Origin of the sequence: Streptomyces ortus (assembly GCF_026341275.1) — a bacterium.
Classification (GTDB): Bacteria; Actinomycetota; Actinomycetes; order Streptomycetales; family Streptomycetaceae; genus Streptomyces; species Streptomyces ortus.
Genome location: NZ_JAIFZO010000002.1, coordinates 3,872,077 through 3,885,174 on the forward strand (window position 1 = coordinate 3,872,077; position 13,098 = coordinate 3,885,174).

7 protein-coding genes and 1 pseudogene are annotated in these 13,098 nt (G+C 71.8%); 5 read left to right on the plus strand and 3 right to left on the minus strand.

The genetic code is table 11. The features are described 5' to 3' along the window. The first annotated feature begins 64 nt into the window (after positions 1–64). Together K3769_RS20325 and K3769_RS20330 are read left to right on the plus strand one after the other, a co-directional pair. Positions 65–3,922 carry a S8 family serine peptidase gene (locus tag K3769_RS20325; RefSeq protein WP_267027826.1) on the plus strand — a complete coding sequence of 1,286 codons (3,858 nt, stop codon included), beginning with the start codon at positions 65–67 and terminating at the stop codon, positions 3,920–3,922. A gap of 123 nt (positions 3,923–4,045) precedes the next feature. Continuing rightward, positions 4,046–5,050 carry a helix-turn-helix transcriptional regulator gene (locus K3769_RS20330; protein WP_267027827.1) on the plus strand — a complete coding sequence of 335 codons (1,005 nt, stop codon included), beginning with the start codon at positions 4,046–4,048 and terminating at the stop codon, positions 5,048–5,050. Between the two features lie 61 nt (positions 5,051–5,111). On the opposite strand, the gene K3769_RS20335 is transcribed toward K3769_RS20330, so the two are convergent. Then, positions 5,112–5,756 (minus strand): DUF6629 family protein, encoded by a 645-nt coding sequence (locus tag K3769_RS20335; RefSeq protein ID WP_267031462.1) that lies wholly within the window; start codon positions 5,754–5,756, stop codon positions 5,112–5,114. A 164-nt stretch (positions 5,757–5,920) separates the two neighbouring features. Next, entirely contained in the window at positions 5,921–7,717 is a 1,797-nt protein-coding gene (locus K3769_RS20340; RefSeq protein ID WP_372514992.1) for a phospholipid carrier-dependent glycosyltransferase, read from the minus strand. A gap of 201 nt (positions 7,718–7,918) precedes the next feature. Here K3769_RS20340 and K3769_RS20345 point away from each other — a divergent pair, with 201 nt between their 5' ends. Continuing rightward, a complete protein-coding gene (locus K3769_RS20345; protein ID WP_372514994.1) occupies positions 7,919–8,713 on the plus strand; it encodes an NPP1 family protein in 795 nt (264 codons plus the stop codon). A gap of 18 nt (positions 8,714–8,731) precedes the next feature. Here K3769_RS20345 and K3769_RS20350 read toward each other — a convergent pair whose 3' ends face one another. Beyond that, positions 8,732–9,574: an alpha/beta fold hydrolase gene (locus tag K3769_RS20350; RefSeq protein WP_267027828.1), complete on the minus strand. Its 843-nt coding sequence runs from the start codon at positions 9,572–9,574 to the stop codon at positions 8,732–8,734. Between the two features lie 298 nt (positions 9,575–9,872). Here K3769_RS20350 and K3769_RS20355 point away from each other — a divergent pair, with 298 nt between their 5' ends. Both K3769_RS20355 and K3769_RS20360 read left to right on the plus strand, forming a co-directional pair. Next, complete coding sequence (locus tag K3769_RS20355; protein ID WP_435369366.1) at positions 9,873–12,113, plus strand: pectate lyase-like domain-containing protein; 2,241 nt, start codon at positions 9,873–9,875, stop codon at positions 12,111–12,113. A gap of 35 nt (positions 12,114–12,148) precedes the next feature. Next, a pseudogene (locus K3769_RS20360) lies at positions 12,149–12,994 on the plus strand (ThuA domain-containing protein); the annotation flags it as partial. Positions 12,995–13,098 lie beyond the last annotated feature (104 nt).

Consider the following 13,098-nt stretch of genomic DNA (forward strand, 5'->3'; position numbering starts at 1 on the left):
CGCGCCACCGGATTCTGTCCAGCGCATGAACTTCTCTGTGCGTACGACGGAAGGCACGGCACTGATGAGACGGATTCGCCTGGTGGCGGCGATATCGACAGGACTCGCCCTGGCGGCCGGCGCGGTGGCGCCGGTGGCCGCTCGCGGCGGCACGGGGCCCACGGCGACGGCGGCGGCCGGCATTCCCGCGCCGAAGAGCCCCGGCACCGTGCGCCTGATCACCGGTGACCGGGTGACCGTGGGCGCCGACTCGGAGGGGCGGCGCACCGCGTCGGTCACGCCCGGGCCCGGGCGGCGGCACATCGTCTTCCGGACCTACGAGCAGGACGGGCGGCTGACGGTCCTGCCGTCCGACGCCGGGGACCTGGTCTCGGCGGGACGCCTGGACCGCGGGCTGTTCGACGTGGGCGCGCTCCTCGCCCAGCGCTACGACGAGGCGCACAGCGACGCGCTCCCGCTGATCGTGGCGGGCGGCGACGGCGCGGCGGAGTCCGCCGTCCGGCGGCTCACCTCGCTCGCCGAGGACGGGTCGCCGGTCCGCCGCCTGGACAGCATCGGGGCACGGTCGGTGCGGGTCGCCGAGGACGATCTCCGCCGGTTCTGGAAGCAACTGGTCCCGGACAAGGACACCCTGGACACGGCACGGGCCGCGGAGACCCCCAAGGTGTGGCTCGACGGCCGGGTGAACGCCTCGCTGGACCGCAGTGTCCCGCAGATCGGCGCGCCCGCCGTGTGGCAGGCCGGGCAGCGGGGCGAGTCCGTCAAGGTCGCCGTCCTGGACACCGGCGCGGACCGGTCCCACCCCGACCTCGCCGGACGCGTCCTTGAGGCCAAGGACTTCTCCGGCAGTTCCGGGACCGGGGACGCCTTCGGACACGGTACGCATGTCGCGGCCATCGTCGGCGGCAGCGGGGCCGCGTCCGACGGCGGAGGCAAGGGGGGCAAGGGCGTGGCGCCCGGCGCCGACCTGCTCGTCGGCAAGGTGCTGGGCGACGACGGCTACGGCAGCGAGTCCCAGGTGATCGCCGGTATGGAGTGGGCGGCGGCCTCGGGTGCCAAGGTCGTCAACATGAGCCTGGGCTCGGACAGTCCGAGCGACGGCACGGACCCGATGAGCCTCGCACTGAACGAACTCACCGAGCGCACGGGCGCGTTGTTCGTCGTGGCGGCGGGCAACAGCGGTGAGCAGGGCAGGAGCACCATCGGCTCCCCCGGTGCCGCGGACGCCGCCCTCACCGTCGGCGCGGTCGACCGCGCCGGTGCCCTCGCCCCGTTCTCCAGCCGTGGTCCGCGCTCCGGTGACGACGCGGTCAAACCCGACGTCACGGCTCCCGGCGTCGGCATCGTGGCGGCCCGCGCGGCCGGCACGACCATGGGCGACCCGGTCGACGCACAGCACGTGGCGGCCTCCGGTACGTCGATGGCGACCCCGCATGTGGCGGGCGCCGCCGCGCTGCTCGCCCAGCGGCATCCCGACTGGAGCGCCCGGCAGCTGAAGGACGCGCTCGTCAGCACCGCCCGTACGGCGGCCGGCCAGGAGGTCACCGAGCAGGGCGGCGGGCTGATCGACGTGGCCGCGGCGGCGCTCGGCCCGGTCACGGCCACGGGCACCGTCGCCCTGGGCCCGTTCCGGACCGGCGACGGCGAGACCCGTACGACGCAGCTGAAGTACACGAACACCTCCGGCGCCGCTGTCACGCTGGCGCTCGGTGTCCGGCTGGCCACCGCGGGCGGCCGTACGCCGGCGGACGGGGCGGTGAAGCTCGGTTCCGGTTCGGTGCGCGTACCCGCGGGTGCCACCGCCGAGGTTCCGCTGACGGTCGATCCGGCCAGGGTGGAGCGGGGCGACTACTACGGCTATGTGACCGCTGCCTCCGCGGACGGCAAGGCAGGCGTGCACACCACGGTGAGCCTCGCCGTGCAGGGACCGACCCACCGGCTCACCGTCAGGACCGTCGACCTCAACGGCAAGCAGATCGAGGCGATGCCGACGATCTGGGGCACCGACGGCTTCGTGGGCTACACGGACCCGGGCTCCGGTACCGAACCCGCCGTCGCCGAGGTCGAGGAGGGCACCTACCAGGTGGACCACTCGTCCCTGGACACGGCCGCCGACGGACAGGAGCTGCGGCACGTGGTCCTGCCCGAGGTGAAGGTCACCAAGGACACGGCCGTCACGCTCGACGCGCGCAGGACGACCCTGGTCGACATCCGTACGCCCCGGCCGGCCGAGCAGCGCGGCATCCTCAGCTACCAGACGTACCGGAAGATCGACGGGCACAGCCTGCTCCAGGGGACGATGTACTTCGACGTCGGCAAGCGTCTGTATGTGAGTCCCACCGCCGCCGTCACCGACGGCACCTTCGAGTTCGCCTCGCGCTGGCAGTTCGTCGCGCCGCTCCTCGACATGGCGGTGTCGGGCGGGGGAAGCGCCAAGGAGACGCCGGACGCCTACTACATGCCCTCCTCGCCGCTCTTCGACGAGAAGGAGTCCGGCGGGAAGACATCCGACGGGGAGACGTCCGCCGGGAAGGGGACGCGTCTGACGGCGGTCGCCGCGGGTGACGCCGCCGCGCCGTTCTTCGCCCGGGCCCGTGGGAAGCTCGCGGTCCTCACCAACGAACAGAACGTCAACGAGAGGGAGTTGGCCGCGCAGGCGGCAGCCGCCGGAGTACGCGGCATCGTGCTGGTCCACTTCGACGACATCGCGTGGACCCGCTGGCATCCCGAGGGCGACCGCTGGGGCGTACCGACGGTCCGGATCGGCGCCAAGGCGGGAGCCGCGCTGCTGAAGAGGATCGGCAAGGGCCGGACCACGGTGGACTTCACCGGCACGGCCCGCAGCCCGTACCTGTACGACGTCATGCAGGTGTCGTCGCAGCGGGTCCCGGACAAGGTGGTGCACACGGTGTCCGACCGCAACAGCGCGGTGGTGACGGCCAGGTACGCCGACAACGGCGGCACGCACTGGGCCGCCGAGCAGCGCTTCGCCCGGCGGCCGTACCAGGACACGGCGTGGCTGCAGTACACGCGCTATGTGCCGACCGGTTTCGACCGGACCGAGTACGTGAGCTCCGGTGACACCGAGTGGAAGCACTTCGTGCACCACGAGACCACGTTCGACGTGGACACCCCGCTGGTCGTCGGCATGGCGGACGCCGTGCGCACCTACCGGGCGGGCGAGCGGACGAGCGACACCTGGCAGGGGGCCGTCGTCCGGCCGTCGATCCCTCGCGGCACCACGCTTCCGTCCGTGCGCTCGGGTGATGTGCTGAGCCTGCGGATACCGGAGTTCACCGACTCGCAGGCGGGTCACCGCTCGCGGCTGCTCGAAGGGAGCGGCGGCATCGGGACCTCGGGCGGGGCGAAGGCGGCGCAGGGCGACTCGGCCGCCGCCGTGCTGTACCGCGACGGCCGGAAGATCGCGGAGGCCGACGGCGGGTACGCGGACTTCGAGGTCCCGTCCGGTGCGGCCGGCTACCGGCTGGACCTCACGACCTCGCGGGTGTCGCCGGAGTGGGTGTACGGGACCGGCACCGAGACGTCCTGGTCGTTCCGCTCGGGCAGCACGGGCGCGGCGACGGCCTTGCCGCTGCTCCAGCTCGACTACGACGTCCCGGTCGACGCGGACAACGCCGTCCGCCCCGGCCGTACGCACTCGGTGGGAGTGTCGGTCCGCGCCCAGGACGGACTGGCCGCACCGCGCGGGGCGAGCGTCCAGGTGGAGGCGTCGTACGAGGGCGGCGCGAGCTGGATCCGGGCGACCGTGCGGGACCGCGGGCACAACGTGTTCGAGGCCGCCGTCAAGAAGCCTTCACGGGTACGCGGTGACGCGTACGTGACACTGAGGGTGACGGCCCGGGACGCGGCAGGAAACTCCGTGCGGCAGACCGTGCAACGGGCCTACCTGCACCGCGGATAGGCGCCAGGGCGCACAGCGGGGGTGAGCGGGGCGCAAACCGTCCCGCTCACCCTCACCGCCTGTAACACCCGTGGAGTACGGTGTCGTCCGATCAGTGAACCGGTCGGTCTCGGGGAGGGCGCCATGACGCTGGAGGCTGCAGGGGTGTCGGACGCCGAGGAGTCCGTCTACCGGCATCTGGTGACGGCCGGCCAGGCATCGGCGGGCGACGTCGCCGCGCGCACCGGGCTGAGCCCGGCGGAGGCCGAGGCAGTGCTCGACGCGCTGGCCGTCAAGGGCATGGCGAGCCACACCGACGTGCTGCCCCGGCACTTCCGGGCCACTCCCCCGGACGTGGCGCTGATCCCCCGGCTCAAGCGGAACGCCGACGCGCTCGACCTCGCCCGCGCCGAAGCCACCAGCCTGCTGCAGGTGTACCGCGACACGATGCGCCGGCGCGACGCGGGCGAGCTGATCGAGGTCATCACGGGCGCCGAGGCGCTGCGCCAGCACCTGCGGCAGATCCAGGCCAGCGCCCAGGACGAGATGCTGTGGTTCTGCAAGGCCCAGTACGTGGCGATGCCGTCGGGCAGCAACAGTTCGGAGTTCGAGGCACTGGCGCGCGGTGTGCGCTACCGGGTGCTGTACGAGAAGGCGTTCTTCGACGACGAGGGAGCCGTTGACAACGTTGTTGCGGGGGTGCGCGCCGGGGAGACCGCCCGTGCGGTGCCGCATCTGCCGCTGCGGCTCGCGGTCGCGGACCGGGCCATCGCGGTCTGCCCGCTGGTCCCCGGCGGCCCGCAGGGCAACCCGGACGAGCCCACCGCCGCACTCGTACGGGACAGCAATCTGCTCGCCGCTCTCGTCGCCCTGTTCGAGCGCTACTGGGAGGACGCCGTCCCGCTGGACGTCGACGACGCGGGAGCGGTCGCCGGGACGGACGGGGTCGGCGGCCCCGATCCGCTGTCCGCGGTCGACCGGCGGCTGCTCGCCCTGCTGGTGGCCGGAGTCACCGACAAGGCGGTGGCCACCCAACTGGGCCTGAGCCGCCGCACGGTGCAGCGGCACATCCAGCGCATGATGGAACTGGCCGGCGCGGCGACCCGGATGCAACTGGCCTGGCAGGCGGCGCGCCGGGGCTGGCTGTGACGGACGGACGGCCGACCGGGCGCGGTGGTGGGCCCCGGCGGGACACGGGCGTCGCGCGCCGTCACCGTCCGACGGACACCCGGGAGACGCGGGCCGGCACGGACCGCCCCCGCACCCAGCCGTACATCACCAAGGAACAGACCGCCGCGAACGCGCACCACGTCGAGATGAACTCCGCCTCCCACAGGACCCAGCAGGTCGCCGCCCCCACCGTCACCAGGATGCCCAGGACGCGCAGGTGCCGGTCGCCGGAGAGCAGGAGCGAGCCGATCGTGGCCAGCAGATAGCCCGCCACGAGCAGCTCCGAGGCGGGCAGGGAGACGGCGTACCCGACGGCGTGGCCGCGGATCTCCGCCGTCACCCCGTGGGTGGCGAGGCAGTACGAGAGAACGGCCGCGGTGAGGAGTCCCGCGACGAGCGGGATCGTCAGCCGTCGCCGCGCGCTCGGCGGCGCCACGCACAGCACGGCCGCCGGCACCCATACCGCGAGCAGTGGCAGGGCGATCGCCGCCCACGCCACGGTGGCGGGGCCCGAACCGCCGCCGGCGCGCCAGACCAGGGACTCGACGATCTGGTGCACGCCCAGGATCAGGGGCAGTGCGGCCATCGGCAGGTCGGCCGCCGTGCGGGTCCGCGCCACGCAGGCCACGCCGACGGCGGCGATGCCGCAGCCCGCCACGAGATCGGCCGTCGCACTGAAGCACATCGCGCCACCAGGGGTTCGGGTCACGGAATCCGAGCTTGTCGTGGTCACGCTACGGCCCGGGCCTCGGAACATCATGGGCGATACGGCCGTTCGGGCCGTTCGGGCACCTGGACGGCGGTCCGGTCCCACGCGGGCCGCTCGCCTCGTGTCCCTGGCGGTCGGTGTCAGCGGCGGCGGAACACCGTGATCGAGTGGCCGACGTCGTCGATCGGCGTGCTGGTGTCGAGCAGTGCGGCCAGCCGCCCGTCCGCCTTCGCCACCGCGGAGTCGGACACCACCAGCAGTCCGTGCACCTCGCCCAGGGGGGCCTTGAGCGGGTCGGACGCGTCGATGCCGTAGTACGAGGGCACGCCGGCGCCCTTGTAGACCAGCCAGACCCGCTCACCGTGATGGCGCCGGCCGAGGTGGTCCGCGAGGCGGCCCAGATCCTGGCCCCAGTCGACGTTCGAGTCGTGCAGCCGCAGATGGGTCTTCGACGGGCCGCCGAACGCCTCGTTGGAGTACGGCAGGTAGTACGGGTAGGTGCGCAGCGAGCTGACCGCCACGAAGCAGACCAGTGCCGCCGTCGCCCACTGGGCCGCTCGCCACCGCGAGAGCGTGACTCCGGCGGCGGCGACCGCGAGGAACATCGGCATGAACACGGCGTAGCGCACGCCGAGATCCCGGGCGCCGTGCATGGAGACGGCCAGGAGCAAGGCGGCGGGGACGAGTACGTACGGGGCGGCGGGGCGCAGCGGGCGTGCGGCGAGGATCGCGACGGAGCCCGCGGTCCACAGTGCGAGCATGCCGAGCGGGGTCTTCACCAGGAGCGCGGCGGGCAGGTAGTACCAGAGCGAGCCCTCGTAGAGCCGCCCGAACAGGAAGCCCTTCCAGATGTCGTACTCGAAGCCGAACTGGATGCGCATGCCGTCGCGATAGGCCTCGGGGAACGGCAGCCAGGCCGCGATCCGGCCGCGTGTCCCGCGGATGTCCGGCACGTTCTCGGGCGCCGCCCAGCGCATCCGCGGGTCGACGACGAGATAGGTGGCCCATACGACGGCGACCGCGATCAGCGCCATGCCGACGGCGGCCGACGCTCCGTACAGGAGGAGTTTGAGCAGGGCGCGGGCGTCGAGTGCCGGGCGCCGGGGCCGCGCGTCGGGTTCCTGGGTGCGGGGCCGCGCGTCGGGTTCCTGGGTCCGGTGTGCGTGCCAGTGCGACAGGACGCCCAGCAGCATCAGCACCGGGACCACCGGGAGCACGCTCATCTTGGTGGCCACCGCCGCGCCCAGGGCCACGCCGGCGAGCGGGAGGCAGAGGTACGGTCGCAGCCGGGCCCGCCACAGCAGCCACAGGGCGGTGAGCAGGAACCCGGTCGCGGGCACGTCGAGCGTGGCCAGCGAGCCGTTGGCGATGACGTCCGGGGAGAACGCGTACAGGGCCAGGGCCACGAGGCCGCCCGGCGGGCCGGTGAGGTCGCGGGCGAAGGCGAGGACGACCAGCCCGAACAGCAGCGTCAGGACGATCACCGGTAGGCGTGCGTACAGCATCAGCCGGCCGGGGTCGTTGCCCGACTCGTACAGGACGTGCCGTCCGAGCGCCGTCTGGCTTCCGACGAAGTCCGCGTCGAGGTGCGCGTCGGTGAACACCAGGCCGGACGCGATGACCAGCTTGCCCAGGGGCGGGTGTTCGGGGTTGTAACGGAAGCTGCGTTCCTTGAGGTACACCTCGGCCGAGGCCACGTACACGGGTTCGTCGATGGTGGGGGTCTGCTCGACGGCCGTGCTGACCATCGCGACCGCCATCTCGGCGAGGAGCGCGAGGACGGCCAGCGCGTACAGCCACCGCCGGCACCTCGCCGACCGGAGACACCGCGGCAACCCGCCGCGGCGGCCCGGTCGTTCGCCCTCGGTCGCCGGTTCCGGCGGGCCGGGGGTGGTGGGCCCGTCACCCGTCGGGCGGGCGACCTGTGACGCGCTCATGCGCCACAGCTTTCCACCAACCCTCCTTGTGTGTGACGTTCTTGGGCCGGTCGAGCGACAAGTGTTGGGCGCTCCGTAACCGTCGCGACCGCTGGGGCCTCTTGGCACGCGAGTGAAAATCCGCGACTCTGAACCGCAGACTCTGAACTGCACATGTCACAAAGGGCGTTGGCCTGCACGGGGCCGATGAGGAGGACACCTGTGAACGGCAGACCGGCATCGAAGTTCCCCGGATCGCGGCGTCTGGGCCGGAAGTCGCTCGGCGCGCTGGCGGGCGCCGCGGCTCTGGTCCTCGTGTTCCCGTCCACCGCCCTGGCGGCGCCGCCCCCCGCGCTGCCCGCGAACGCGGAGGCGCTGGACTCGACGTTCCAGCCCACCTACGACTACGACACGGACGGCTGCTACGCCACGGCTGCCATCGGCCCCGACGGGTCGGTCAACGGCGGGCTCAACCCGAGCGGCGCGCTGAACGGCCAGTGCCGGGACGCCTCCGACCTGGACAGCGTCAACACCTACTCGCGCTCCAAGTGCAACAACGGCTGGTGCGCGATCGTCTACGGCTCCTACTTCGAGAAGGACCAGGCCCTGCCCGGCAGCGGTCTCGGCGGGCACCGGCACGACTGGGAGCACGTGGTGGTCTGGGTGCAGAACAACGAGGCCCAGTACGTCTCGACGTCCAACCACGGTTCGTTCACGGTCCACAACCGTTCGGCGATCCGCTGGGACGGCACCCACGCCAAGGTCGTCTACCACAAGGACGGGATCAGCACGCACTGCTTCCGTGCCGCGACCGCGGGGGACGAGCCGCCGGAGAACCACAAGGGGACCTGGCAGCGTCCCCCGCTGGTCGGCTGGAACGGCTACCCGGGCAACTTGCGCGACACCCTCACCTCGTACAACTTCGGGAGTGCGACGCTCGGTATCAAGGACAGCACGTTCAACTCCCACCTCTCGTCGGCGAAGCCGTCGGGGATCGCGTTCGACCCCAACGCCTGACCGGCGTCTGATTGCGCGTCAGGTACGAGGTGCCGCCCGGCCGTCGGGACGGTCGGGCAGCACCTCGGCGGCGAAGGCCGCGACGTCCTGGACGAGCCGTTCGGGCTGCTCCCAGTACAGGGCGTGACCGGCACCCTCGTACACGACGAGCCGCGCGTCGAAGAGCGTGTCGAGGATCCGCTGCTGGTCGGAGCGCGGCAGGAGGCCGTCGGCGTCGCCCCAGAGCACGAGCGCGGGGACGAGGATCCCCTTCAAGGTGGCCGCCAGGTCCGTCTCCAGCAGGCCGCGCAGGGTCGCCCGCCACACCCGCGCGGGCACTTTCAGGTTCTCCCCGGCGATCGTCGCGAGGAGTCCGCGCCCCGGCGGGCGGGCCGTGAGACCGGCGAGCAGTTCCTCGACGAAGGCGCGCGGCACGGGGTCGGTCAGGTCCTTGACCTTTTCCCCCAGGGCGAGGGCGGCCGGCTTGTCGGCGAGGGTGGCCGGGACGCCCGCCAGGACCAGGCCCGCCACCCGGTCGGGATGACTGCCCGCGACCAGCCGCGCGGCCACACCGCCGCTCGACGCGCCGACCAGGACGGCCCGGCGGATGCCCACGGCGTCGAGGAATTCCACCAGGTCGGCGGCGAAGTCCTGCGGATCGTAGCCGTCCTCGGGCCGTTCCGCGTCACCGTGGCCGCGCTGGGTGAGGGCGTACCCGCGCAACGCGGCGGGAAGCTGTCGGAGCAGCGGCTCGAAGGCCCACCAGGAGTCCGCGAGGCCGTGCACGAAGACGACGGGGGCGCCCTCGGGACGCCCCGCCTCCGCGTACGGGAGGACGAGCCCGCTCCGCAGTTGGGCGGCCTTCACCGCGATCGCGCTCACGGCGGCCCTCCTGACGTCGGTCGGCCCCCTCGCACACCGGCCCTCGGGCGGCGCGACGATCTCCTTCATCGTAATGACGGGTCCCGCGGACCGCTCCTCCAGAGACCGTGCCGCCTTCAATTCCTCACGGATCTCCGGCTGTTGCCGACTGTCTTTGCTTCACATCTTGACGCGCTTGGTTCAGACCTTTAGGTTCACCGATCGCCGAGATTCCACGAATGCGCCCACTGTTCACGTCCGTGAACTCGTTCGTGAATGTCGTCTTCTCACCCCCCACCCCCCACGCACAGGAGAATCCGTGTTCAGACCGACCGGATCCACCAGATCGACCGGAGCACCGGGCCGCCGCCGGATACCCACCCTGCTCACCGCCCTCGCCCTGGTGGCGTCGGCGGCGAGCGCCGTGGCCGCGGCCCCGCCCGCGCCACGGGCCGAACAGGCCGCCGCAGCCCTCCCCACCGGCTGGGCCACCGTCGTCAACGCGGGCAGCGGCAAGTGTGTCGACGCCCGGGGCGCCGGGACGGCCGACGGCACCGCCGTCCAGCAGTACGCGTGCAACAGCAGCCAGGCCCAGCAGTGGCAGCTGCGCGACACCTCCGACGGACGGGTACGGGTCGACAACCGAGCCGACGCCACCAAGAGCTGGGACGTCGCCGACGTCTCGGCCGCCGACGGCGCGCCCGTGCAGCTGTGGACGTACGGCGGCGGGACGAACCAGCAGTGGCAGCCGGTCGCCGACGCGGGCGGGGCGACCTATCACTTCGTGAACCGCAACAGCGGCAAGTGCCTCGACGTGCCGAGCGCGTCGACCGCCGACGGCGTCCAGCTCCAGCAGTGGACCTGCAACGGCTCCGCGGCCCAGTCCTTCCGCGTCGACCCCGGGGACGTCCAGCAGCCGCCCGGCACACCGGACCTGGGCCCGAACGTCACCGTGTTCGACCCGTCCACCCCCGCCGCCACCGTCCAGAACAGCCTGAACGCGGCCTTCGCCCAGCAGGAGACCAATCAGTTCGGCACGGCCCGCAAAGCCTTCCTCTTCAAGCCGGGCACCTACGACGCGAACGCCAACGTCGGCTTCTACACCCAGGTCGCGGGGCTCGGCCTCTCCCCCGACGACGTCACCATCCGGGGCGCGGTGCACGCCGAGGCCGACTGGTTCCAGGGCAACGCCACCCAGAACTTCTGGCGCTCGGCGGAGAACCTGTCCGTCACACCGACCTCCGGCACCGACCGCTGGGCCGTCTCGCAGGCGGCCCCGTACCGCCGGATGCATCTGCGCGGCAACCTCCAGCTCGACGACGGCGGCTGGTCGAGCGGCGGCTTCATGGCCGACACGAAGATCGACGGACAGGTCAGGTCGGGCTCGCAGCAGCAGTGGCTGTCGCGGAACACCGACTGGTCGAGCTGGACGGGCTCGAACTGGAACATGGTCTTCGTCGGCGCCCAGAACGCCCCCGCGAACACCTTCCCCAGCCCCCCGTACACCACGGTCGACCGCACACCCGTCTCCCGTGAGAAGCCCTTCCTGTACGTCGACTCGGCCGGCGCGTACAAGGTGTTCGTCCCCGCCGTACGCACCGACTCACGCGGCACCACCTGGGCGGCCGGCACCCCGGCGGGCACCTCGCTGCCCCTGTCGGACTTCTTCGTCGTCAAGCCCGGCGCGAGCGCGGCACAGCTGAACGACGCCCTCGCGCAGGGCAAGAACCTGCTGGTCACCCCGGGCGTCTACCACCTGAACCAGACCCTGAAGGTGACCCGCCCCGACACCGTCGTACTGGGCCTCGGCCTCGCCACGTTCATCCCGGACAACGGCGTCACGGCGATGACGGTCGCGGACGTCGACGGCGTCAAGCTCGCCGGGATCCTCTTCGACGCGGGCACCACCAACTCGGCGCAGCTCCTGGAGATGGGCCCGGGCGGCTCCTCCGCCGACCACGGCGGCAACCCCAGCTCCCTGCACGACGTGTTCTTCCGGGTCGGCGGCGCGGCCGTCGGCAAGGCCACCACCAGTCTCACGGTCAACAGCGACGACGTCATCGGCGACCATCTGTGGATCTGGCGCGCCGACCACGGCAACGGCGTCGGCTGGAACACCAACACCGCCGACACCGGGCTCGTGGTCAACGGCGACGACGTCACCATGTACGGCCTGTTCGTCGAGCACTACCAGAAGCACCAGACGATCTGGAACGGCAACGGCGGGCGCACGTACTTCTACCAGAACGAGATGCCCTACGACCCGCCCAACCAGGCGGCCTGGATGAACGGCTCCACGCAGGGCTACGCCGCCTACAAGGTCGCCAACTCCGTGACCGGCCACCAGGTGTACGGCTTCGGCAGCTACTGCTACTTCAACGTGAACCCGGCCGTCACCGCGGAACACGCCATCGAGGCGCCGAACTCGGCGAACGTGCGCTTCCGCAGCATGGTGACGGTCTCGCTCGGCGGCACCGGCACGATCCGCCACGTCGTCAACGACCGCGGCGGCCCGTCCAACTCCGCGACCAACGTCGCCAATCTCGTCAGCTACCCGTGACCACACACGGGGAAGCCGCCAGGAAGGGGCACCTCATGAACGACGGCATCAGAACGTCCGGACCGGTACGCATCGCCCTGCAACTGCTCGTGCTGCTGGCCACCCTGCTGGGACTGGCGGCGCCACCCGCCCACGCGGCCCGGGACACGGCACCGAAGGCGGCCCCCTTCAAGGTGCTCGCCCTCTACAGCGGCACGTGGGACGCCGCGCACATCAGCTTCGTCCGCGAGGCCAACCAGTGGTTCCCCGCCCGGGCCGCCGAGAACGGCTTCACCTACACGGCGAGCACCAACTGGAACCTGCTGGCCAACGGGGGCGTCGACGCGTACCAGGTCGTCCTCTTCCTGGACGACCTGCCGCAGAGCGCCGCCCAGCGGTCCGGCTTCGAGCGGTACATGCGCGCGGGCGGCGGCTGGCTGGGCTTCCACGTCTGCGCCTTCACGACCGAGGCGCAGCAATGGCCCTGGTACCACCAGCAGTTCCTCGGCAGCGGCAATTTCAAGTCGAACACCTGGGGCCCGACGTCGGCCACTCTGCGCGTGGAGGACCGCACCCACCCCGCCACCGGCGGCCTGCCCGCCACCTTCGCGTCGCCGGTCAACGAGTGGTACAGCTGGTCGAACGACCTACGACGCAATCCGGACATCAGGATCCTGGCCTCCATCGATCAGAGCAGCTTCCCGGTGGGCACTGATCCGAACCAGACCTGGTACAGCGGCTACTACCCGGTTCTGTGGACCAACACGAAGTACCGGATGCTGTACGCGAACGTCGGTCACAACGCGATGGACTACGCGACGGACACCCCGCTGTCGTCCACCTTCGCCAGTGCCTCCCAGAACCGTTTTCTGCTCGACGGTCTGAAGTGGCTCGGTGGCGCAGCGCAACGAGATCAGGACAGGCCGATCGTCCGTTCGTGACCCAACTCCCGCCGTCGTGGGCTAGATTTCGAACGCCCTCGATTCCGGACTCCATCGGAGGGGCG

Excerpts from the sequence above, each read along its gene's own strand:
- K3769_RS20325 (WP_267027826.1), top strand. The coding sequence starts at position 65 with ATGAGACGGATTCGCCTGGTGGCGGCGATATCGACAGGACTCGCCCTG.
- K3769_RS20330 (WP_267027827.1), top strand. The coding sequence starts at position 4,046 with ATGACGCTGGAGGCTGCAGGGGTGTCGGACGCCGAGGAGTCCGTCTAC.
- K3769_RS20335 (WP_267031462.1), bottom strand. The coding sequence starts at position 5,756 with ATGTGCTTCAGTGCGACGGCCGATCTCGTGGCGGGCTGCGGCATCGCC.
- K3769_RS20340 (WP_372514992.1), bottom strand. The coding sequence starts at position 7,717 with ATGAGCGCGTCACAGGTCGCCCGCCCGACGGGTGACGGGCCCACCACC.